This window comes from Photobacterium sp. SP02 (assembly GCF_038519165.1).
Classification (GTDB): Bacteria; Pseudomonadota; Gammaproteobacteria; order Enterobacterales; family Vibrionaceae; genus Photobacterium; species Photobacterium halotolerans.
In genome coordinates, this window is record NZ_JASJOJ010000027.1 from 22,514 (window position 1) to 44,690 (window position 22,177).

At 50.1% G+C, this 22,177-nt stretch carries 20 protein-coding genes; 7 read left to right on the forward strand and 13 right to left on the reverse strand.

The features are described from left to right. Positions 1–44 precede the first annotated feature (44 nt). Positions 45–335: a hypothetical protein gene (locus P0Y67_RS12955; RefSeq protein ID WP_342392193.1), complete on the forward strand. Its 291-nt coding sequence runs from the start codon at positions 45–47 to the stop codon at positions 333–335. 98 nt (positions 336–433) lie between these two features. Here P0Y67_RS12955 and P0Y67_RS12960 read toward each other — a convergent pair whose 3' ends face one another. Together P0Y67_RS12960 and P0Y67_RS12965 are read right to left on the reverse strand one after the other, a co-directional pair. After that, positions 434–1,633: a type III PLP-dependent enzyme gene (locus tag P0Y67_RS12960; RefSeq protein ID WP_342392194.1), complete on the reverse strand. Its 1,200-nt coding sequence runs from the start codon at positions 1,631–1,633 to the stop codon at positions 434–436. 104 nt (positions 1,634–1,737) lie between these two features. Next, positions 1,738–2,292, reverse strand: coding sequence for a hypothetical protein (locus P0Y67_RS12965; protein WP_342392195.1), 555 nt, complete (start codon positions 2,290–2,292; stop codon positions 1,738–1,740). A gap of 225 nt (positions 2,293–2,517) precedes the next feature. Here P0Y67_RS12965 and P0Y67_RS12970 point away from each other — a divergent pair, with 225 nt between their 5' ends. The 4 genes from P0Y67_RS12970 (at position 2,518) to P0Y67_RS12985 (ending at position 7,283) form a co-directional block, all read left to right on the forward strand. After that, entirely contained in the window at positions 2,518–2,799 is a 282-nt protein-coding gene (locus tag P0Y67_RS12970) for a type II toxin-antitoxin system Phd/YefM family antitoxin (protein ID WP_342392196.1), read from the forward strand. Between the two features lie 136 nt (positions 2,800–2,935). Continuing rightward, the gene (locus tag P0Y67_RS12975; protein WP_342392197.1) at positions 2,936–3,406 is read left to right on the forward strand and encodes a hypothetical protein; all 471 of its coding nucleotides are present in this window, start codon (positions 2,936–2,938) and stop codon (positions 3,404–3,406) included. 657 nt (positions 3,407–4,063) lie between these two features. Next, on the forward strand, positions 4,064–5,317 hold the full coding sequence (locus P0Y67_RS12980; RefSeq protein ID WP_342392198.1) for an SIR2 family protein: 1,254 nt from the start codon (positions 4,064–4,066) through the stop codon (positions 5,315–5,317). Continuing rightward, on the forward strand, positions 5,307–7,283 hold the full coding sequence (locus tag P0Y67_RS12985) for an ATP-binding protein (protein ID WP_342392199.1): 1,977 nt from the start codon (positions 5,307–5,309) through the stop codon (positions 7,281–7,283). Before P0Y67_RS12980 ends, P0Y67_RS12985 begins: the two co-directional genes overlap by 11 nt. 280 nt (positions 7,284–7,563) lie before the next feature. On the opposite strand, the gene P0Y67_RS12990 is transcribed toward P0Y67_RS12985, so the two are convergent. From P0Y67_RS12990 to P0Y67_RS13040, 11 genes are all read right to left on the reverse strand, one after another. Continuing rightward, entirely contained in the window at positions 7,564–7,803 is a 240-nt protein-coding gene (locus P0Y67_RS12990; protein ID WP_342392200.1) for a hypothetical protein, read from the reverse strand. A gap of 852 nt (positions 7,804–8,655) precedes the next feature. Beyond that, positions 8,656–9,333: an ester cyclase gene (locus P0Y67_RS12995; protein ID WP_342392201.1), complete on the reverse strand. Its 678-nt coding sequence runs from the start codon at positions 9,331–9,333 to the stop codon at positions 8,656–8,658. An 80-nt stretch (positions 9,334–9,413) separates the two neighbouring features. Next, the gene (locus tag P0Y67_RS13000) at positions 9,414–10,298 is read right to left on the reverse strand and encodes an EamA family transporter (protein WP_342392202.1); all 885 of its coding nucleotides are present in this window, start codon (positions 10,296–10,298) and stop codon (positions 9,414–9,416) included. Beyond that, positions 10,289–11,326, reverse strand: a complete 1,038-nt coding sequence (gene hemB / locus P0Y67_RS13005) for a porphobilinogen synthase (RefSeq protein WP_342392203.1) — start codon at positions 11,324–11,326, stop codon at positions 10,289–10,291. Before hemB ends, P0Y67_RS13000 begins: the two co-directional genes overlap by 10 nt. 94 nt (positions 11,327–11,420) lie before the next feature. Beyond that, positions 11,421–12,623 carry a 3-oxoadipyl-CoA thiolase gene (gene pcaF / locus P0Y67_RS13010; protein ID WP_342392204.1) on the reverse strand — a complete coding sequence of 401 codons (1,203 nt, stop codon included), beginning with the start codon at positions 12,621–12,623 and terminating at the stop codon, positions 11,421–11,423. Next, entirely contained in the window at positions 12,616–13,299 is a 684-nt protein-coding gene (locus tag P0Y67_RS13015) for an alpha/beta hydrolase (RefSeq protein WP_342392205.1), read from the reverse strand. Before P0Y67_RS13015 ends, pcaF begins: the two co-directional genes overlap by 8 nt. Before the next feature lie 27 nt (positions 13,300–13,326). After that, on the reverse strand, positions 13,327–14,190 hold the full coding sequence (locus P0Y67_RS13020) for a 3-keto-5-aminohexanoate cleavage protein (RefSeq protein WP_342392206.1): 864 nt from the start codon (positions 14,188–14,190) through the stop codon (positions 13,327–13,329). 528 nt (positions 14,191–14,718) lie between these two features. Beyond that, complete coding sequence (locus P0Y67_RS13025; RefSeq protein WP_342392208.1) at positions 14,719–15,195, reverse strand: helix-turn-helix transcriptional regulator; 477 nt, start codon at positions 15,193–15,195, stop codon at positions 14,719–14,721. A 22-nt stretch (positions 15,196–15,217) separates the two neighbouring features. Next, on the reverse strand, positions 15,218–16,570 hold the full coding sequence (locus P0Y67_RS13030) for a type II toxin-antitoxin system HipA family toxin (protein WP_342392209.1): 1,353 nt from the start codon (positions 16,568–16,570) through the stop codon (positions 15,218–15,220). A 235-nt stretch (positions 16,571–16,805) separates the two neighbouring features. Further along, the gene (locus P0Y67_RS13035; RefSeq protein WP_342392210.1) at positions 16,806–18,590 is read right to left on the reverse strand and encodes a family 20 glycosylhydrolase; all 1,785 of its coding nucleotides are present in this window, start codon (positions 18,588–18,590) and stop codon (positions 16,806–16,808) included. A gap of 9 nt (positions 18,591–18,599) precedes the next feature. Beyond that, positions 18,600–19,679 carry an ROK family transcriptional regulator gene (locus P0Y67_RS13040; RefSeq protein WP_342392211.1) on the reverse strand — a complete coding sequence of 360 codons (1,080 nt, stop codon included), beginning with the start codon at positions 19,677–19,679 and terminating at the stop codon, positions 18,600–18,602. Between the two features lie 239 nt (positions 19,680–19,918). Here P0Y67_RS13040 and P0Y67_RS13045 point away from each other — a divergent pair, with 239 nt between their 5' ends. Continuing rightward, the gene (locus P0Y67_RS13045) at positions 19,919–21,133 is read left to right on the forward strand and encodes an ABC transporter substrate-binding protein (RefSeq protein WP_342392212.1); all 1,215 of its coding nucleotides are present in this window, start codon (positions 19,919–19,921) and stop codon (positions 21,131–21,133) included. A 52-nt stretch (positions 21,134–21,185) separates the two neighbouring features. Continuing rightward, positions 21,186–22,175 carry a carbohydrate ABC transporter permease gene (locus tag P0Y67_RS13050; protein ID WP_342392213.1) on the forward strand — a complete coding sequence of 330 codons (990 nt, stop codon included), beginning with the start codon at positions 21,186–21,188 and terminating at the stop codon, positions 22,173–22,175. Positions 22,176–22,177: the final 2 nt, after the last annotated feature.

Below are 22,177 nucleotides of genomic sequence, written 5' to 3' on the forward strand. Positions count from 1 at the left end.
GACTACACTCATGTCATCGGTTTTGTCGATTTGCAGGTACTTCTATGGATAGCAAAGAAAAAGAGGCGGGGATATTACAGGCACTGGCTGTGCGTCTGGAATCCCAGCGTTTACCCAGAGCATTAGCTATGAAAAAGCGGGTAGATAATGGCGAAACCCTGAATGAACTGGATATTCAATTTCTGAAAGATGTGTTCGACGATGCTCAGCGCATCATGCCTATTGTTGAGCGCCACCCCGAATGGCAAAGCCTGGTCGCGAACCTTATCGGCCTGTACCAGGAAATCACCAGTAAAGCGCTTGAAAATGAAGAGCATCAGAAAGGCAAGGCTTAGCCTTTGATGAACAATCGCACCGCCGTTCTCTGTATCTAACCGCGTAGAACAAACCGCAAAGAAAAAGCCCTCACCGAAGTGAGGGCTTACTGATTCCATCAGCCAATCATGCGTTCACAGCTTTGGTCATGCTCGTTGAGCAATACCGTTTGCGCACGTTTAAAGAAGTTAAAATCGGTCGCGGTCGCGCTGGTGTAAGCGCCCATCATGCGGCCGATGATCAAATCACCGTTGTCCAGTTTCGGCAGCATGATATTTTCAGCGATCACATCAATGCTGTCGCAGGTCGGGCCGGCCAGTACACTCGGCGCGTACTCACCATCCTGCTTCAGCGTCACCAGCGGATACTGGGCATCGTCAAACATCAAACCACTGAACGAGCCGTAAATGCCGTCATCCAGGTAATACCACATCTGACCGTCACGCTCAGCCTGCCCCATCACGGACGCCACACTGGTAACCGACTGCGCCACAATAAAACGGCCCGGCTCCGCCAGCACCTGAACCGTTTCAGGCAGTTCATTCAGCGCCTCGTTAATCGGCACACAGAACTGGTCAATCGGCATCACCTGCTGCGAGTAAGAAACCGGAAAACCACCGCCAATGTCCAGCGTGCTCAGCGCCGGTAAACCACGTTCCACCACCTGCTCCATCACTTGCTTACAAGTGCGGATCGCATCGACGTATTTCTGCGGATGCATGGTTTGTGATCCCACATGGAACGACAGGCCTTTGATGCGGATATTCCAGGCTTGAGCCGTTTCAATAATCGTCAGCGCCTGCTCCGGTGAACAACCGAACTTCTTCGACAAATCGGCAAAGGCTTCAGCGTTGCGGAAACTCAGACGAACCAGCAGTTCTACCTCGTTGTGATAGGCTTTGAACTTCGCCAGCTCATTGAGGTTATCCACCACAAACACAGTGCAGCCGTACGCCAGCGCGTCGCGAATGTCAGCATCACGTTTAATCGGGTGGGTGTGAATAGTGCGCTCGGCAGGGACACCTTCCTGCGCCACCAGATCCACTTCACCACTGGTCGCCAGATCAAAACTGGCCCCTTCTTCGAGCAAGGTTCTCACCACAGCCGGGTGCGGCAGCGGCTTGAGCGCGAAGTGAAGGGTCACATTCGGCAGTGCATTGTTGAGTGCACGATACTGCTGGCGGATCACATCACAATCCAGCAGTAATAACGGCGCACCGAACTGGGCCACGGAAGATTCAATTAACTGAACCTCGTCAGCCGCCAGTGTCTGAGCAGAAAAAGAATGAAAATCGAGTACAGAATGAGCGTGAGCCATCGCAGGCCTCCAACAATCGATAGCACTTTTCATCCGCGATGATGAAAAGTGGAGCGTCAAAAAAAGCGCACAAGCGCAGTCAAAGTCACTCTTGGATAGTTGCTCTATCGCCTTGCCACAATATCAGCTGTGATGTACTCGGATTGGCTATCATCAAGAAGCGGCGCGATAGTAAAGTCATCATGTTTTCCGCGCAATAAAAAATTGGGCACACAACACAAAAAATTTTTGTGGTGACGATAGCATTTTATTATGGTGGATTTAGGTGATGTGTCTTGGTTTGTCGAGCCTAGATTCAGCGCCCCATTCAGTATTTTCTGATGCGTGCCAGGTACGCTTTTCAGGCCAAAAGCGTACCTGGAAATGCCTTGGATTCTCTGGTGTTTTCCGGGCCGGTTGTAGGCGCTCCCGGCGCCGACAACCTGAAAATTCATCCATGAATTTTTCCCTGGTGTGGAGATTGCTTGGGCTGATGTAAATGGTAACGCAGGGATATGTAGTGGTATGTCGCGCGTATCCTCTGAGTACACCTCAGCATTTTCTTGTGCGCGCCAGGTACTCTTTTTAGGCAAAAAGAGTACCCAGAAATGCCTTTTGGTTCTCTGGTGTTGTCCGGGCCGGTTGTAGGCGCTCCCGGCGCCGACAACCTGAAAATTCATCCATGAATTTTCCCCTGGTGTGGGGGATTACTTGGGCTGTAGTAAACGCGGTACTTCTCGCTCTGCTATCAAATGTGATAACAATCACGAGTTGAACAGTGACGACGAAGTACTCTTAACACCACAGGATGAGTGGAAGGGTACACCCGCCACAATGGCCTGAATGTGGACTAAATTTAGCTTTGCGCTAGTCTTCGGGTATGTTTGCAAAGGCAGGAAATAACCATGAAAGTGGAAACCATCAGCTATCTCAAAAAGCACGCAGCGAATCTACCGCTTGATGAACCTATGACGATCACACAGAATGGGAAACCAGCCTATGTGATTGAGTCCTATGAAGAGCGGAAGAAACGCGATGAAGCGGTCGCCTTAATGAAACTGTTGTCCTTCTCGGTTGATGACGCGAACAATGACCGTGTGATGTCCAGTTCAGACTTCAAACAAAGACTGGCTAAGCGTCGCGCCAATTCAGAGAAAAGTGATAATAATCGATCCAGTACAGATTAATTATACCGACACTTTCGCGAACACCTTTGAAGATGTCATCGACTACTTAGCACCGCATACCAGTGAGTCGCAAGTATTGAGAAGGCTTTAATCAACTATTGCCTGTTGCATAAATAACATAAGAGAGCATGATTGGGTGTCTCAGGAACAACTCAGTAGATTATTTACCCTCATTTTTGTGCTTATCAGCTTTACCGGTTGTGCACAATCTTCTGTCGATAGCACTGAGGCCGCTAAAAGATGGGATGCTCAATATGAGCATTGCACTGATATCGCTCGTGCGAATACGACCGATTTTCCTGACAATGCATGGTTTGATTCACTCACCGTGGAAAGCAAAAAATCAGTCATTGGTTATTTGTATAATTACAACCAAAGAATTTGCACCGCTGAACAAACCGAACAGCTTCGCTCTGCAATTGAATATGATAACAATAGCGAGTTGAACAGTGACTACGAAGAAATTTTAACCCCGCTGGATGTGACATTTGCCGACCGACTACAAGGGATCGAAAAGTCTGAAATCTTAAAAATTCAGGCCCAGTATTCGAAACCCTTCAGCATCAGGCATGTGCTTACTCAGCTAGATCTTTATCCAAAGCGTTAAGCTTAACTCTCCACTTTCCCCCTGTGCTCTCATCTGATAACACAGGGGGAAATTTGCATATCGCGGTATGTCACGCTTCAAACTCAGCGCCTCACTCAGCATATTCTTATGCGTGCCAGGTACTCTTTTTAGGCAAAAAGCGTACCCAGAAATGCCTTTTTTTCTCTGGTGTTGTCCGGGCCGGTTGTAGGCGCTCCCGGCGCCGAAAACCTAAAAATTCATCCATGAATTTTTCCCTGGGGAGTGCAATGTTTTGGTTTGAAACTCGTTTTTGCCCCAAAGTTTGTTAGAGCCGCAACTCTACAGCGCTCAAACCACTTCGTTTTCCCATAATTCTGTTAATGCGCGCACATCTATGTGGTTGCACTGTGTGTACAGTTCTGCATGCAGCTATGCTGGGTAGGTGAGGGGCACGTAACTTTGCGAACGTGAGTGCGGTAGCGTGCCTGAATGGGTTGCTGAGCTAAATAGCACGCTGATGCCCCTTTTCAATTTAGAATCGTTATTCATAACGTTTCTAAGCCTCCCCATTTGACCCAATTTTCCTAATGTTGCAATATGAATTTTGTTGATTAAATGTGCAAGAGAATTATGTCTACTGTTTCATTTGATAAGGGCGGTAGAAGTAAGTAATTGGTTCATGACTAGGCTATAAAAATGAGTACAGTAAAACTGCTGTCAACGTTCGTAAAAAGAACGGATGGCGCTAAAATTCCTGTCGAGATCGATATTGATTCTTCAGACAAAAAAGAGCACGAAGACTATCTGGCATTGCTAACAAGTATTAATAGCCTTTTAGATTTTGACAATCTAATTGTCCTTGCTGGTTCTGGGACATCGTTAACCTTTAAAGGTATAGCACCAAGCATGGGACGATTGTGGGATAAGTGTAAAGAGCAGAACCCTACTTTGTTTGAGGCCGTTCTTGAAACAGTTAGGTACGACAAAAATCAGCCTAATAGAGATGAGGAAAAAAAAGAGCCATGGAATGATATTGAACTACTATTATCCTTGTGCGATCAATACATCGCCTTGTTTCCTGATGAAGGCAGAACTGGTCAGCTTAAGTCGTTCTTGGAGCAGTCCAAAAAAACCATTTTAGATGAAACAAATTTTACAGATTCAATCGACACTAATGATTGGGCTTCACACAATAAATTTATCAGAACGCTAGGACGAAGAAGTCCCAAGCAGCAACGATTAAAGTTATTTACAACTAACTACGATCTTGCCTTTGAACACTCCGCAGCAAATACTGGCTTTGTCGTTGTAGACGGTTTTGAGTTCTCATCACCCAGTTACTTCAATCCTGCTTGGTATCGTTATGATATTGTTGACAGAGGTGGAGATAACACTAGCTCTAGTTCTTTCATTTCCAATGTTGTTCATCTCTACAAGATGCATGGCTCCGTGAATTGGACACGCGAACGGGGGCGAGTAAAAAAAGTTGACTATAAGGCTACTATTGATGAGCCTGTTTTCATTTATCCAAGTAGTTCGAAATATCAAACGTCGTATGACTCTCCGTACTTGGATATGATGTCATCGTTTTTGAATTGCCTTCAGAAACCTAAAACAGCATTAATCTGTTTAGGGTTTGGTTTCAATGATAAACACATAAACAATGCTGTTACCATGGCTCTCAGAACAAATGCTGAATTCAATGTCCTTGTTGCAACAAAAAATCCTTTTGATGAAAAAGGGTCTTTTAATAGAGAAGTTAGAGATTTGTTGACTTCTGCAATCACTCAAGGTGACCGAAGAATTTCAATTATTGACGCCACCTTCGAGCAATTTAGTAACTTACTACTTGAGCGAAGAAAGGAAACACCAGAAGAAAGGTTGTTCAAAACTTTCGAATCATTGGCTCAAAATATCTCGAATGGTAAAGGTGAAAGTTATGAATTCTAGTGATTGGTTTTCACCTTACGATCCTAGTCGGAGAATTGGTAGTGTTATCCATGTATCGCCATCCGAGGTTAAGGCCAATCTTTCTGATGCGGGTACAGGGGAAGCTAAATGGCATTTAGGTGACCGTGTTCCATCTGGGGAAGTAAACGAATTCATATTTATCGATTGCGGACAAACAGCTATTTTAGGTCGTTTAGTTCAAGTATGGTTAGATGGTGCTGAGAGACTTTCTGTTGATGCCATCTCAATGGGAAATAATTTAAATAACCCTATTGGAGTTATTCAGCTATTAACAAGTATCAATCCATCTACAGGTGAACTATTCCGAGGAATAAAAAATCACCCTAGGCTGGGTAGTCAAATCTACTCCGCCCACCCACAATTAATAGCCTTGTTAGTCTCAGGTGATTCTGACGATCATGAGGTCAAACTCGATATTGCAGAGCTACCTTACGATTTATCGGCAAGCATTTCAGTCACTCCTGATAAACTTTTTGCTAGGCATTGTGCTGTCCTTGGCGCCACTGGCGGTGGGAAAAGTTATTCTATTTCGAGATTGATACAGGAAGTCCAGCGACATGGGGGGAAAGCTCTAATATTAGATCCTACAGGTGAGTATGCTGATTTAGATTGTGAGACCTATTATGTAGGGAATCATGAGAATTCTAATCCTGATAACACGGTTACATTTCCTCATTGGAGACTGCCTGAGTCAGACATATTTGCTTTTTTGCGCCCGTCAGCGCAAACCCAAATGCCTAAGTTAAGTGCTGCAATTTTGAGTCAAAAAATTGTTGCCAAGTACTTTAAAGACCCTCAAGGCCTTTTCATCAATGAGCAATATTCGTTAGTTAAATCGGGACAACCAAAAGAGCCTTATAACAAAGCTCACGAAATGATTGATAAAAAAGGCAGTCAGTACTGGTGTTTTAAACATATTGGTGATCAGATTGTTCATGAGTGTGTTTGGCCTTCCAGTAAGGAAGGTTACGGTAAAGAACAAGTTATAAATGAATCTGTTTGGGGTGGAGCATCTGATGGTGATCTTGGTTACTGTATGAGCCTTATATCGAGGATAAAAGCTTATTCTGAAAACAAGCATTTGAAATGGATGATTGATGCGAAAGGCTATAAGGAGATTCCGACTTTACTTAGTGAATTTTCTTCAAATAAAACGATTAATCGCCTTCTTAGAATTGATTTATCAGCCGTATCATATGAATCAAACAGTCGGGAAATTTTAGTTAATGCTATCGGTAGAAAGCTAATGGATTTGGCGAGAAGCGGAAGTATTAATCATAGTGATCCTGTGTTGGTTTTTATTGATGAAGCACATCAATTTTTAAATAAAACAGTTGGGGATGAAACCACTTCTATTAAACTAGATTCATTTGGGAATATTGCTAAAGAAGGTCGTAAGTATGGTCTAAATGTGGTTATCGCTACCCAGCGACCACGTGATATACCTGAAGATGTATTAAGTCAAATAGGCTCTTTGGTAGTCCATAGATTGACTAACTTTCATGACCAAGAAGTGGTAAAAAGAGCTGTCGGTGCAATGGATCAACGTTCAGCGTCTTTTCTCCCAACACTTAGTCAAGGTGAGGCATTGCTACTTGGAATCGATTTTCCATTTCCAATGACTGTTAAAATGAAGAAACCACAGATAAAACCAACATCGAAAAGTGCAGAATACTCGATCGCGTGGCAACGAAAGCCAGAGGTAGTAACAAAGAGTCCAATTGCTGAGTACCTTAATATACCAGACGATTTAATTGTTGATTTCGAGAGCCTAGACATCGAGTATCACGGGGATGAAGGTTCTACTGGAGACATGACTTATAGCTATTATTTCGAAGTCCCAACTGATATTAGTGAAAAGCTAAAAGAAACAATGGGTTGGTCAATAGGTGAATTTGTTCGTGATATACCAGAACACGTATTAGACGACCAGAGTCCCGACTAACTCGGCAGAAATGATTTTTTGTTTATACTAGTTCAAACCAGATCTGACAGTTTTACTTACTTTTACTTATCATATTCTAGTGGACTGGGGTATGTGCTCTAGCTCATTTCTGTCCATAGACGTGCCAGCCGAATCATCGCTAGCACGTTTATGCCCCATTATGTATTTCGAACAGGTGTCATGCACATATAAGAGTCCGACTGTACTCAAATTTTAGCAATGATACGAAGTGGCTATTCAATTGGAAATCGCCAAACATCGATCGTAACAGCAAAGCCCGTCAGTAGAGGAACCAGTTAGTGGCATAAACCACTAAAATCACTAGGGCGACCAGAAAGACGAGTATCATTGCCATCTTCTTCATGTAGCTTGACCTATCAAATACAACGCCTTGTTCTTCCCTCGTCCTTGCTTCTTCATCAAAATGCCACTTAATAGCAAAGTAGCCTCCAATACCTAATACAATAAGCTTAAAAGCTCCAGCAAAGTACGGAAAGAAGTTACCCCAGCTCCCGCTCATTATCTATCCTCATCAAATTAAATATCGAATTTACGGTAGCATAGCCAAAGGTTCATGTTTATTCTTTTTTATCGTTATACATGGACATTTCATTGTTTATGCAGACCGCCTGAAGAGCTTTTCGGTTGGTATTCAAAAATGCGTCAATCCAGCTCGGGATCGTACATAGGGAGAAAAGCGCAGTCAAATATGTACCTGAAGGTAAGGAATCTCCTTCTAGCTGAACTTCTACTGGTGGTTTAGTTATTTGTTGTTTGCTTAATCAGCAAAAACACTGGCACATTTCTGCCTAAAACGAGTTTCGCCCCAAAGTCACCCCCTCCCCCAGTGGAAAATTCAGGACGAATTTTCAGGTTGTCGGCGCCGGGAGCGCCTGCAACCGCCCCGGACAACACTAACGAACAAGTCGGTTTTTCTGGGCACTCTTTGGGCCAGCAAAGCGTGTCTGGGGCGCATCACATAAGACTAAAGAAACCACAAAACTCAAGCGCGACATACCTTCATGCCCCACTCACAACACCAGCTACAATACCCCAAAAATAAAAAGAAACCCCCTCCCCTAGGGGAAAATTCAGGACGAATTTTCAGGTTGTTGGCGCCGGGAGCGCCTGCAACCGACCCGGACAACTCCAACGAACAAGTCGGCATTTCTGGGCACTCTTTGGGCCAGCAAAGCGTGTCTGGCGCGCATCACACAAAGCTAAAGAAAGCACCGAACTCAAACGCGACATACTCGCTGAACATATGAGATTTAATACATATATAAAGTCGCCTTTCAACATACCTTGAACGTCCGTTGAGCGTGGGTGGATACTCAGGCCGGACTACAAACTTTTGGGTTTTGAGTTGAGGCTAGATACTTTGCTTCAGGTAGAGCCCCATTCTGATTAAGAGTTCAATCGTGTTGTTCTCACAGATGTACGCCATGAACATTTTTTTATTACTGACGCTCAGCAGTTCGAAGGCACGCTTGAGGTGCGTCTGCACGGAGCTGTCTTTGATGTTCAATGTCGCCGCCACTTCTTTGACCGACAAACTCAGTGTCGATAATGCGAGGCACTCGACCTGACGTTGGGTTAAGAAAGGGGAGAGCACTTGTGGGATGACCGCATACAGTTCCTCTGAAGCGCTTCTTAGCTTGAGAGGTTCAGTACGAGTGGTATAACGACCCATCAGTTGGCTGAGTATGCTTTGGGTATTCACGACCGAAGCGTAATGGCTGACTTTATTATTAACAAATGTCAGTTGTGAGCTGCCTTGGTAGACCAGATCTTTCCCCGTCGCCGACACACCTAAGAACTCCCCCAAATGCTTTCCTTTCGCCGTCCACTCAATCACAATGTCGTTCTTACGGGTGATCACGCGGCTTTCTTTGTACTTTAATGTAGGAAAGGCGCGCTGCCATACTCTGAGCGTCTCGCAAAAGGAGTCAGAACCTACCGACAATTGAAGAGGACTTTCTATCACGGTGTGGGAGGTCATCACTTCCGTCACGGCCTCCGTCATCTTGTCATTCCAAACGCGATTCATGAGGTTACGTGCGGTCTGAACACACGGTTGACGATGAGTAAAAATGCGAACCTTCCTTTGTTGTACTCGTGGGATGACGGCTATCGAAGACGCTGTGCTAGCACGGTGAACTTGGCGGCAGGCACGCTACCAATCAACAAACCTAAAGCGATCAGGGCGCAGCTTACCACTTTTTGTGAAGAAATGACCTCATGAAACAGAGCGCTTGAACCCAACAGTGCAAAAAGGGGCACGAGCAACGTAAACGGGGCCACATGCGACAAATGGTAAGACACCACCAACTTGTTCCAGATCCAGTAGCCAAACAACGTGGTGGCATATGCCTGGTACACAATGGAAAACACACCGGGTAGGGTTATATTGTCCACCAAAGCCGTAAAGCCCTGGGTCCCAACCTGAAGGTAGGACAGGAGACACAGCGGGATCGGCGCAAAGAGCATCGACCACACACTGAACGAGAACACGTGTTGGGTGTTGGATTGCTTTAACAGCACCCCTGATATAGACCAACACAGTGCCGCCACCAAAATCAACCCCACTCCGGTCAGCGTGACAGAACCGTCGGACACCGTCAGGCTCAAGGCCAAACCACACAATGCGATCAATGCCCCGAGCGATCGAAGCGGGCTCACCGACTCTTTGAGTAACAGCCAGCCCAGTCCCAAACCGAACACTACGTTCGTTTGAATAAGCAAAGCCGCCATGCCGGGGGATAAACCCGCCCCGATCGCCCAGGTGGACAGTCCCCAAACCCCGACCGAAAACGTCAGGCCATAGGCTGCCAGGTATCCCCAATGTACGTCGGGTTTCTTAACAAAAAAGACCGCTGGAATGGCCGCCAGGGTAAACCTCAATGCGGTCAGCAGCATCGGATCCAGTGTGTCCAACCCCAGTTTGACGACTGAAAAATTCAGTCCCCAGATCGCCATGATGAACACGCACAGGGTGTAGTCTTTCAAGCCCATGCGTTACCCCTCGTTAACATTGTGTTTGGCGCCGCTTGGTGCCAGATCGCGAACTGTTTCGCAAAATAGGTGACGATGAGATCCGCCCCCGCCCGTTTAAAGCCGATCAGAGTTTCCAACACTGCTTCCTGTTCGTTTAAGGTGCCCATTTGCGCTGCGCATTTGATGGCCGCATACTCCCCGCTGACTTGATAGGCCGCCAATGGAAGCTGAGTTTGACGGCGCAATTGGGCCAAAATATCCAGGTAAGGGGTACCGGGTTTGACCATCAAAATGTCCGCGCCCTCTTGTTCATCCAACAAGGCTTCACTGAGCGCTTGTCTGGCATTGGCGTAGTCGAGCTGATACGTGCGTCTGTCGCCCTTGAGTTCGCACTCAACAGCCTGTCGAAATGGCCCATAAAACGCCGACGCAAATTTCGCGCTGTGTGCCAGTATCGCGACATGCTCAAATCCCGCTTCATCCAAGCCCTGGCGGATCGCCCTTACCTGGCCGTCCATCATGGAAGAGGGGGCGAGCATGTCCGCCCCGGCTTGCGCGGCATTGACACACTGCTTCACCAAATGAGCCACCGTCTGATCATTGTCAACGTCCTGATCGGCCAAGACACCGCAATGACCGTGCGTGGTGTACTCACAAAAGCAGATATCGGGGATCACCATCATGTGCGGACATGCCGACTTAATCGTGCTGATCATACGACTCAGCAGACCATCTCTGCGCCAGGTGTCACTCCCGATGTCGTCTTTGTGATGACTGATACCAAAGGGCATCACATAGCGGATCCCAAGCGCATCCAGTGCATGGATTTCATCGGCGAGTTGGGTTTCAGGGATCCGGGTTAATCCCGGCAGCCCGTTGATCGACACAGGCTCGGTGATAGTTTCTTCGATAAATATCGGATAAATCAGATCGCTTAATTGAACATCATGCTCACGAACGAGCGCTCTGATCATGGGGGTAGTCCGCAAACGGCGTAAGCGTTTGGTGATCCCCGGTTGGGTTAGGTGGTTGGATTGGAATTCCATGGGTGTTGCTCCCGAGAGTGGGCTGTTTAAAAGAGTGATGAGGGCCCTCGATCGAGACTATCGACTCAGAGCCTCTCTGGTGTGATAGCGCGTGTTACACGCGCTCAATGATCATTGCCATGCCTTGGCCTACTCCGATACACAAACTGCACAGCGCATAGCGTCCCCGTTGCTGGGTGAGTTGATTCATTGCCGTACCAATCACCCTCGCGCCACTCATGCCCAGTGGGTGGCCCAGCGCAATCGCGCCGCCATTGGGGTTGAGGCGCGGATCATCGCCGTCAATCCCCAGGTGGTTGACCACCGAGAGGACCTGTGAAGCGAAGGCTTCATTGATTTCAATCACGTCCATCTGATCCAGCGACAACTGAGCGAGTTCAAGGACCTTTTTGATCGCCGGCGCTGGGCCAAATCCCATAATGCTGGGCTCAACGCCAGCACACGCCGTGGCCACAATGCGCGCTTTAGGCACCAGTTGGTGATCGGTCAGTGACCGCTCCGACGCGACCAAGAGTGCCGCCGAACCATCGTTAATGCCCGATGCATTTCCCGCTGTTACGGAGCCCTGTGGGTGCACCACGGGTTTGAGTTTGGCCAAGGTCTCGAGACTGGAGAGTCTGGGGTGCTCATCGGTCTCGATAACCAACGTGCTCTGACGCTTGCGCGCGACTTCGACCGGGACAATTTCATGACGGAAGAACCCCCGTTCTTGAGCCGCGGCGTATTTGGTCTGACTCCACAAGGCAAACGCGTCCTGCTCATCTCGGCTAATGCCGAATTTGACCACCAGGTTTTCCGCGGTCTCTGGCATCGAGCAGGTGCCGTACATCTCATCCAACTTGGCATTCACAAAACGCCAGCCCATGGTGGTGTCATAGAATTCGGCGTTGCGGGCAAACGGCAAGTCGGTTTTCCCAAGCACGTACGGTGCGCGTGACATCGACTCCACCCCGCCGGCAATGATCAGGTGCGCTTCGCCCGATTTGATAGCCCGCGCGGCGTTAGACACTGCTTCCATCCCAGACGCACACAGTCGGTTGACAGTGGACCCCGGCACTTGGGTGTCCAATCCGGCCAGCAGCAAACTCATTCGGGCGATGTTGCGGTTGTCTTCACCCGCTTGGTTGGCACACCCCAAAATCACATCGTCGACGCGACGCCAGTCGACTGTTGGGTGACGTTCTGTGAGTGCCTTTAACGTGATGGCGGCCAGATCGTCCGTGCGGATCGACGACAATGCGCCGGCGTAGCGGCCAATCGGGGTTCTGACGAAATCACACAGGTACGCGTTAGACATTAGCCACCTCCTCGTGAGACGCCGCGAAGCTGGCGGTGATCAATCCTCTGGCCAGTTCGATTTCCGATCGAGCAATGCGGTGCTCTCGCTCTGCAAAGATTTCAAGGTGGACATTCGCCCCTAGCTGCTCAAAATAGTCGGCCGTTTGAGTGACACGTTCCGCGGAGACCCAAGTATCGGTATAACTGCCCGAGAGCAACATCGTCATGCCATCAAACACGGGCTTTTGAGCCGGTGCGATTGGGCACTGAAGACCAAACAATCCGCCCGTGAATAGAATGGCGCCTCCCATCGGCTGTTGAGATTGCCTGATGAACTCGGCCGCCATGCACGCACCCTGCGAAAAGCCCATGATCCAGATGCGCTCGCGGCTCACGCCTTGTGAGAGCAAGTTTTCAAGGACGTGATCGATCACCTCGAGTCCTTGGTTTAACTGTGGCTGGTTATCGTCAAGAGCGCGGGTGAACCCACGGGGATACCAGGTGGCGCCGGGTGCACTCGGCAGGCAATAGGTCACCTCAGCCAAGTCCAATTTTTTGATCAGTTTCGTCATATCGTCTGTGGTTTGGCGGCGTCCATGCAAAAGGATCACCACAGGGTTGCCGGCGCTCAATTCAGCGCCTTTCGTAACCACGGTGTACGGGCTAATGTCGGATTGGGATTTGAGGGTTAACACGTTATCCATTCCTTTTATTGAGGGCGATTACACAACTATCGCAGCGCTGGTGTCGTGCTTGGCAGGTTGTGTGCTTAGGCCTAAGAGTGTTCTGGCCTCATTGATAGTGGCCACGTCTCGGCCCAATTCATGAGACAGTCTGACGATGCGATCCACCAACTGGGCATTGCTGGTGGCGAGCTCACCTTTTCGGTAATAAATGTTGTCTTCGAGCCCCGTGCGTACATGGCCGCCCAGTAAAATCGAGTAGGTGTTCAGCGGCAACTGCGACTGCCCAATCCCGATAGCCGACCAGATGCTGTTGTCAGGCAGGCTATCCACCAGATGCAGCAAGTCTTTACAGGTCGGTCGGACCCCTCCATGAATGCCCATCGCAAACGCAAACACCAACTTCTCGCCTATATATCCTTGTTGCTGAAGAGTGATGGCCTCTTGGATGACCCCGGAATGGTAAATTTCTATCTCAGGGAGCACCTGATACTCTTTCAGCGCCAGTGCGAGTTTTCTTGCCAGAGCGGGACTGTTGATGAAGGGTTTATCGCCATGATTCACCGACCCACAGTTAAAGGAAGCGATGTCTGGCCCGTATTGAAGATGATTCCAGGCTTCCTCTTCTGGCATGCTGTGTGGCAGGTTGAGTCCCGAGGTACTCAGGTTGAGGATAATGTCGGAACGTTCACGGATACGTTCAATGATCTCGCGCCAAACATCTTTGTCGTAGCTTGGCTTACCCATTTCATCACGGGCGTGGATATGCGCGACACTGGCGCCTGCCTGACTGCACTGAACGACGGCATCGGCAATTTCTTTTGGCGTGTGTGGGACGGCGGGGTTTTTACTTCTTGGGGTGATCCCGCCATTAACGGCGGCAGTGATGATTAAATTGTCCATCTGTTTTAATTCTTCATTTTATGTAACCACCTTCATAATAAATGTATAAAACTGAAGTAATGTCCCCAAAAAATGGTGACCAAATAAAATTTGTTGCATAAAACCACATGGGGGGCCTTGTGATGCATGGAGTGATTAGAACACAGTCTATATACCTATACACTCAGTAATGCGACATGCCTTGCCTGTGGCTATTCGTGAATTGCTCATTTCGCAAAGTTGCTGGCAAACTTTTGTCTAATAATCAGTCATGAATTAGGGTCACCCCCTCCCCCAGGGGAAAATTCAGGACGAATTTTCAGGTTGTCGGCGCCGGGAGCGCCTGCAACCGCCCCGGACAACACCAGCGAACAAGTCAGCCTTTCTGGGCACTCTTTGGGCTAGCAAAACGTGTCTGGCGAGCATCACACAAAGCTAAAGAAAGCACCGAACTCAAGCGCGACATACTCGCTGAACATATGAGATTTAACACATACATAAAGCCACCTTTCAGCATACCTTGAACGTCCGTTGAGCGTGGGTGGATACTCAGGCCGGATTCCCCGAATTAGACATGAGCGCCCTCAAGGCGCCGGGGGATAACGGAATCAACCCCACTTTCAGCCCAAATGGCTTGAAGACTTTATTCAGAATGTCCGTGGTATAGCTGCCACGATCATTTTCTATTTCGGAGAGTGTTTTTCTCGACACATCAACCAAGCTTGCATACGCCTCCTGTTTTAGGCCTAACACACTGACACGGAGCGCTTTGAGTGCCTGCCCCTGTGTCAGCTCACCCGCCAGAAGCTGTTGTGTGATTTGACTGATCCTCTTTTGCCGCGCCTGCGCGCTGAGTGATGGCCCGTTTCTTGAGGCTCTTTTCGCAGTGGCCGGTTGTTTCGCTGTGCTCCTTTTTATCTCATCCAACGTTTTCCCGCTGGTCTCAGATTGCGTTGGCTGACGTTTGGCCCGCAGACGGGCAACGGCGTCTGCGACAGATTCTTTTGCGTTTTGGTGCTTGCTCATTCGCTAGCTCTCAATTGTTGTCTCATTGCAAACCCCACTTCGCGAGCTTTTGGGGGATGAAATCCAAGCCAATCGCAGGCATGGTCAGGATTTGTTCCGGGACTCCTCGCTGCGTAAGTCGCTTTTTCAGATCAAGACATTGGTTTGCAGTGGCTCTGAGCGCGTCAAGTAATACAGCGCTCGGCACAAGATCGGAGAGCGATTCAGCGATGCCAATAAAGTCGTAGGTGCCACCCACTTCCAAGGGGGCTCGCCATTTTGTGGTTCTCGCAACGCCTTCCGGATCTGCTTTCATCGGCGCAAAGTCGTAGATCGGCGCAAGTTTGATAAAGCCATTGCCTTTCACAAAAGACGTGTTTCTGCCATGGTTGTCACTATTACCAAATAATATATTCAGCAGGTCTCGCTTGACCCACTCAATCACAAAAGCCTGAGCGTTAAACGCATCCCCCTGAACCTTGACCATGTTGCTTTGGGAAATTTTGCGAATGAGGGATCTGATCGTCTCTTCATGGTCAAGGGTGACACCCGCCCCTTTGCCCAAGATTGAATACACAGATTCCATCCCAAAACGCTCTATCTGCTGCGCTTCATTGAACCGGATATCAAACCTTGGTAACCAAAGAGAAGGGTAGTTTAACCCTTCTTCCAGACGCATATTCTCAATCGGGATTGTCTCAAACCCCATCTCCGTCAGTTCATGGTAATAATGATACTCGGCACGCAGGATATTGCAGTCGACGGCTGTTCTGGCCCCTCTGGGGTATTTGACCAGATAGTGTCGATCCTGATTGGTCGTATCATCCTGAAAGGTATCAATCCATATCCTGTCTTCGCCTTTTGAACACCGTAAGAGTAATTTGGGCGCTTCACCACCGGCGCCCGTCGCGCCACCGGCAGCGGCGCCCCGTTGCTGGGCATAATCCAGAAAGTCGCCCGCACGATTGAGTACGTCCTCACGCGAGAAATACAGTGAATCCGATACCTCAGAGCGCTCTGGCAGCGAGTCCTTTACCCGTAAATTACCAACGGGCGACATAGTGCCAAATTTAAACAGAATATAATTTTGTTCCTGAAGGCTCAGATCTTCAATATCCAGATATTTGACCCAATACCTTCGGCTTGCCCCGCTCGGCATAATGTCATCAATGAAAGTTAGCCAGCCGGGTTGCCCCAGGTCATCGAAGAAAAATGAGACCGGGTGATTGATGGAGACCGCATGAACATCATCAGTCTCGTGGTACTGAAATGCATAATCACTCAGATAATTGAGCTCGGTGACGCGGAAATTGCCTTCACCACTGGCAGGAAAGGCGATGATTGCTGCATCAACCCATGCTTGATTGATAAACGCCTGTATCGTCAGTTCTTCCATTGAGCCACCCAGACCTACCCTTAATGAGTAAAATTTTATACATAAATGGCAAGAACCACAATTAACGAGTATAAATTTACACGTTAAAGAAGAGAAAAGCCTTTCATGTTACTTTTATTGCACATGATAAACGCCCCGTGGTTACGGGGAGCATGGTTTGTCCTTAGAGCAAGCCGCCTTTCATGGCAATTCATTGAACAGTGCGAAATGGCTCACTAAGAGGTGGCGATTTGGCTCATTCCACTGCTTTATCTCCACACAACTCCCGTAAATACCCCAACCGCGAGGCACTTTGCCGCAGGCCACCGGGGCGGTAGTGCTGAAGCCACAGATCGGCATAAGCTTCTTCAACCGGGGCGAGTTGCTCCAGAATGCGGGCTTTGTCTTGCGGCGGTAAAGCATTGATATCCCGGTGCCCGGCGTTGGCGTAGCTCAGTGCGATCTGGCTGGCGAGCAACATACAATCGACCGTCCAGAACAGCTCGGCTTGCAGTGCGGAAGCAGGCAGTCCGCCGATGTCGGCTTTGAGGCCGGATAAGTCGTCCATTGCCGCGGCAATCTGCCCGGCGCTGGCGATCCCGGCGCGGCTGATATGGCGGCCAGAGCGCTGGTCAAACACGAACGGGCCGTAAAACGCGCAGTTCGGTGTGCTCACACCGCTGGTGAGATAGGCATCCTGCAGGCGATCAATCAAAGGCATGGCCTGCACGTAGTCTTCCCCGAAGTGAGCACTGATGAACCCACTGGCGTTTATCTTTTGGTGGCGCTGCGGATCCCAGGCCATGGCGGCACCGAACATGTAACCGGGCAAGGCGGTAAAAAATTGCTGCGCGTGACCCATGTCGCCCCATTCGGAAATCTGATAACCGCAGGCGCCGTATTTCAGGGCCGATTCGGCAGCCCGCCGCATGTGAACTCTGGCAGCCTGCCCCCGGCCCGCTACCGAGGCAAAGGTGTTGGTCGAGACCACCACCTGAAACGGATAGCCAAACTCAGCCAGTTGCCGGTGCTCGTCATCATAGGGGTGATCTGCTTCATAGCCCCAGTTCAGCAATTCCAGATCGTCAGGCAGATGCGGCAAAATGTCCGGGTACTGAAACAGCATGTCACTGAAAATCTGGCAGGATTTACCCCGCGCATGGGCAAGATCCAACACTTTCTTGAGGTAATTGAGGTACACCTGCCCTTTGCCCTGCTGTTCGCAGACCTGCTGGCTGGCCCCTGCGCCGAGATCCATGGTTTCATCAAAATTCAGGTTCAGGGTACCGGATGTGAAATTCGGCAGCAGGGTATCGAGCAGGTCGGCAACAAACTCAGTGACACTGTCACTCACAGGATTCAGACCAAACGACTCCGGCCGGAAGTCGCCCCGGTGATCATAAAAACCGGTTGTCTGCTCGGCGAGGTGCTGATAGTGCGGATGACACAGCCACTTTTCCATGTGCCCGAACGTTGCCTGATTGGGGATCAGCTCAATGCCCCGCGCCTTGCAGTAGCGATCCAGCGTCCGGATCTCTTCGGCTGTCATCGGCGAATAATCCTGCCAGACGCTCGGGTGCTGCGGATAGGCAAACGTATGCTCGGTGTACAGCTGTAACTGGTTGATCCGCAATGCTGACCAGAAATCCACCAGCTGAAACAAGGTCGCCATAGTCGGCACTTTGTCGCGGCTGATATCGAGAATGATCCCGCGTTTGGCAAACGCCGGCTGATCGCCAATGGTCAGTGACGGCACCTGGCCATGGCAGAGTTTGATGATCTGAGCCAGGCACTGGTGCGCATACAAACGGCCGGGTTCGTCTGCCATGCTGATTTCAATGCTGCTGGCGGATATCCGGAGCACAAAGCCCTGCCCGGGCAGACTGTCATCTTGCCGGTAACTCACTCTGGGCGAGGCAATCACCTGCGCGAGCTTGACCGGGATCAAGGGCAGCAAGGCGCGATAGTTGGTTGGCGCGGCAGAGCAATCCAGCTCGAGGGTTGCTGGCTGCGGAAAGAGCAGGCTGAAATCCGGGGTCATGTTGCGTCCTTACTGTGAAATAGGCTGGGCGTCTAAGACGTCGAACAACACCAGATCTGCCGAGGTGATTTTACTCCACGCCAGCGCGGCAGCACCCGCGGACACGGCTTGTGTGCCCAGTGTCGAAATCTCTGTGACCGGTTGCCAGGTCTGATGGCCTTGATAGGCCGCAAGGTTGGCGTGAATCAGGCGTTCAATGTCCCGGACATAAGGCTCCACTTCGCCACCAAAGACGATCTGATGCACATTGAGCAGCCGGCCAAGCGTGGCTAACTTATCAACAAACTGCGCCAGTATCTCAGGCTCGCTCACCGGGTTCTGATGCGGTCCGGGTTCGACATCAAACTGGCCGGACAGGCAGTCGTCACCGTAGAACAGCTGGCCGTTCAGGACGAACCCCAGCCCGATACCCAGATGCCGGCTATCGTCATGGCGGTGGTGAGAGGTGAACAGCACGTACAACAGGTTGCCGCTGCCCTGTGGCCGGGACAACATCACCTGGCCCCAGGCCGCGCAGTTGGCATCGTTATCGCAATATACCGGGTAGCCCAGCTGTGCCGAGAGCTGCGCTGCCAGTGCGACAGGCTCAGAGATCTCAAAGGCACTGGACACAGAGACGACGCCGGTATCCGGCCTGACCAGACCCGGCATCCCCAGGCCGATTGCCAGGACTTTACCCCAGCGGCTTTCTACCTCGCGAAGCACAGGTGCCAGCACATCCCCGAGTTGCTCAAGCGGTTGCGTGCCGGGGTGGTAGCTCACTATCTTGCGGTACAGGATCTGACAGGCCAGATCGAGCACCGACAGGTTGATCTGGCTGTCGGTTAACTCGATGCCCACCAGAACGCCGAGTTGCTTATTGAGCTGCAAAGACACCTTCGGCCGTCCGCTCTGAGGCGTGCCGTTCCGGTTAGACACTTCTGTAATCAGTTGCTTCTCTGCCAGCGAACTGACGATTTTGGTAATGGTCGACTTATCCAGCCCCAGCCGGTCTGCAATATCAATGCGGGAAATATTCTGGCATCGCCACAGCACGTCGATCACGCGAGCGGTGTTCACCTGTTTGATGTTTGGTGCTTTTCTAATCATTTAGTTTCCACTAGAAACTTAATCTCTTGGATTTATTGTTAATCAATCCTTCCGCTGAATTCAAGGCTTAAATTTCCTGATTTCTAACTCTGTTAAGCTGACCATGGATTCTCAGCACCAGCCTAAAATTGTGAACTGCTTGTAAACATAATTGTGATTTTGATCCTTGCATCCGTGGCGAATATCTCTACATTTTTAGTTAGTTTCCAATCGAAACTAAATAGCATAAGGAAGGCGATATGAAACGTAAGTCTGGAATTACCGCTGTCTCTGCCCTGCTGGGCTTGTTAGTGGCCACCCCCATCTCTGCATTTGCGGAAGAAACGCTCACGCTCTGGACCTGGCGCAAACAGGAGCGTCCGCTGTGGGAAGCGGTCTCGAAAGCCATGGATGATGTCAACATCAAAGTGGAAGTGTTCAAGGGTGTTGATTACAACTCCCGTTTACGTCTGGGCTTGCAGAGCGACAACGGGCCTGACCTGTTCCAGGGACGTCCCGGCGCTTCATTTATCGATCAGTACGCCAACGCAGGTGTGATCACACCATTGCCCGCCACGGTTGATCTCAGCGGTATTTCGCCGGCCACTCTGGTCGCAGCCACCGGCTCTGACGGTAAAGTGTATGGCGTGCCCTTTGCGGTCCAGACGGTTCAGATCATCTACAACAAAGCCATTTTCGAAAAACTGAACCTCGACGAACCTGAAACCCCTGAGCAGTTCGTGGCTGTGATGAAAACCCTGAAAGACAACCAGGTGATCCCGCTGGAAGTCCCGGGCCGCGCTGGCTGGGCACTGGCCATGATGAGCGCCGGACTGGAGGCCGGGCTGTCTGGTGAAGACATGAAACAGGTCGCCAGCCGTCAGTCACCTTTCACTGCTGAAGCTTACCAGCAGGTTGCGGATACGTTTGCCAGCTGGAAACCCTATATCAACCCGTCTGCGGCGGCACAGGACTACAACGGAATGCGGGCCAATGTTGCGCTGGGTGATTCTGCCATGATCATTGATGGCTTGTGGTCCACCTCGCCGCTCTCGACCATTGCGCAGACCGATCCCAGCGTCGAGCTTGGCCTGATGCCGATTCCGGGACACGGCGGCAAAGTGTATGCCTTTGCCGACGGTGCTTATCTGGTCAATGCAAAAGGAAGCAAGCGCGCAGCCGCTGACAAACTGCTGGCCTTTACCGCCACCCAAGCATTCGCCCAGCTATTTGCCGATCATGTCGGCGAGCTGTCGACCTATGCCGAGGGCATCCGCTATCAGGGGAAATATCAGGCCGAAGCCGCCAGTTTCGTGTCACAGCATGCGCAACCCTACCTGACCTGGAAAGGGCCTTTTAACGTGCAGTATGAGGAGATCGTCGGCCCGGCTTACCAGAAATTTCTGGCAGGCAAAGTCGATGCCAAGGGTCTGACGCAGGAAATCGAAAACGGTTTTCAAGCGAAGAATCTGTAACCCTTTTCTGCCGGCCTGCTCTGGCAGGCCATTTCCCCCGAACGGAGTCGTTATGCCACACGCCCCTAGCCCTGATGACTATTCAGACGATCTGACCGCTGAGCTGCTGCGCAGCGATGTGAAAAAAGCACAAGGTTTGAGTTTCCGGCAAAAAGAGAAACTTCAGTACGCCCTGCTGCTGATCCCCGGCTGTCTGTTATACGGGATCTTCAACCTGCTCCCTTTAATCGGCACGCTGGTGCTGTCTTTCTTCGACTGGCCGGGCATCGGACCGGCAACCTTTGTCGGCTTCGATAACTTCACTAAGTTGCTCACCGATGCGTACATGAGCGATCAGCTCTGGAATGCGTTTCAGCAGACCTTTGTGTTTTTTGCCATTTGTATCAGCCTTTTTCTGGGATTAGGCACCACCTTCGCGCTGTTGCTGAGCTGGAACACTGCCGGAAAATCGGCGTATAAACTGCTGTTTTTCATGCCTTATCCGCTGGCTGCTGTGGCCGTTGCTTTCCTGGGTCAGTTAATCGTTGACGTGCGCGGCCCGCTCAATCAGCTGATGATGCACTGGGATCTGATCAGCGCGCCGCTGATGTTTCTGGGTGAGGCCGATACTGCGCTGCCGACGATTGCGCTGTTTCAGTCCTGGCAGAAGCTTGGCTTCTCCATCATGCTGATTCTGTCGGCTATTCTGGGCGTGCGGGCGGATTTGCTGGAAGCGGCGGTACTGGACGGTGCCAGTCGCTGGCAATGTATCCGTCATGTGGTCTTTCCTGTGCTGGCGCCCGCCTTTGTGCTGATCACCATTCTGACCCTGGTCGATGTCTTCAATAATGCCGAGTACGTGCTGATTCTGATGGGCCCGGATGCCGGCCCTTATTATTCCACCGATATTTTAGGCACCTTTCAGTACCGCACCGCATTTGGCACCAGCGGCGGCTCAGGCACTGCTGATCTGGGCATGGCAGCCGCGATCGGCATGGTGATCTCGGTGCTGATCTTGCCAGCCACCATTTACCTCGCGCTTCGTAATATGCGCAACCGATAGGA

Excerpts from the sequence above, each read along its gene's own strand:
- P0Y67_RS12955 (WP_342392193.1), top strand. The coding sequence starts at position 45 with ATGGATAGCAAAGAAAAAGAGGCGGGGATATTACAGGCACTGGCTGTG.
- P0Y67_RS12960 (WP_342392194.1), bottom strand. The coding sequence starts at position 1,633 with ATGGCTCACGCTCATTCTGTACTCGATTTTCATTCTTTTTCTGCTCAG.
- P0Y67_RS12965 (WP_342392195.1), bottom strand. The coding sequence starts at position 2,292 with ATGAATTTTCAGGTTGTCGGCGCCGGGAGCGCCTACAACCGGCCCGGA.
- P0Y67_RS12970 (WP_342392196.1), top strand. The coding sequence starts at position 2,518 with ATGAAAGTGGAAACCATCAGCTATCTCAAAAAGCACGCAGCGAATCTA.
- P0Y67_RS12980 (WP_342392198.1), top strand. The coding sequence starts at position 4,064 with ATGAGTACAGTAAAACTGCTGTCAACGTTCGTAAAAAGAACGGATGGC.
- P0Y67_RS12985 (WP_342392199.1), top strand. The coding sequence starts at position 5,307 with ATGAATTCTAGTGATTGGTTTTCACCTTACGATCCTAGTCGGAGAATT.
- P0Y67_RS12990 (WP_342392200.1), bottom strand. The coding sequence starts at position 7,803 with ATGAGCGGGAGCTGGGGTAACTTCTTTCCGTACTTTGCTGGAGCTTTT.
- P0Y67_RS12995 (WP_342392201.1), bottom strand. The coding sequence starts at position 9,333 with ATGAATCGCGTTTGGAATGACAAGATGACGGAGGCCGTGACGGAAGTG.
- P0Y67_RS13000 (WP_342392202.1), bottom strand. The coding sequence starts at position 10,298 with ATGGGCTTGAAAGACTACACCCTGTGCGTGTTCATCATGGCGATCTGG.
- hemB (WP_342392203.1), bottom strand. The coding sequence starts at position 11,326 with ATGGAATTCCAATCCAACCACCTAACCCAACCGGGGATCACCAAACGC.
- pcaF (WP_342392204.1), bottom strand. The coding sequence starts at position 12,623 with ATGTCTAACGCGTACCTGTGTGATTTCGTCAGAACCCCGATTGGCCGC.
- P0Y67_RS13020 (WP_342392206.1), bottom strand. The coding sequence starts at position 14,190 with ATGGACAATTTAATCATCACTGCCGCCGTTAATGGCGGGATCACCCCA.
- P0Y67_RS13025 (WP_342392208.1), bottom strand. The coding sequence starts at position 15,195 with ATGAGCAAGCACCAAAACGCAAAAGAATCTGTCGCAGACGCCGTTGCC.
- P0Y67_RS13030 (WP_342392209.1), bottom strand. The coding sequence starts at position 16,570 with ATGGAAGAACTGACGATACAGGCGTTTATCAATCAAGCATGGGTTGAT.
- P0Y67_RS13035 (WP_342392210.1), bottom strand. The coding sequence starts at position 18,590 with ATGACCCCGGATTTCAGCCTGCTCTTTCCGCAGCCAGCAACCCTCGAG.
- P0Y67_RS13040 (WP_342392211.1), bottom strand. The coding sequence starts at position 19,679 with ATGATTAGAAAAGCACCAAACATCAAACAGGTGAACACCGCTCGCGTG.
- P0Y67_RS13045 (WP_342392212.1), top strand. The coding sequence starts at position 19,919 with ATGAAACGTAAGTCTGGAATTACCGCTGTCTCTGCCCTGCTGGGCTTG.
- P0Y67_RS13050 (WP_342392213.1), top strand. The coding sequence starts at position 21,186 with ATGCCACACGCCCCTAGCCCTGATGACTATTCAGACGATCTGACCGCT.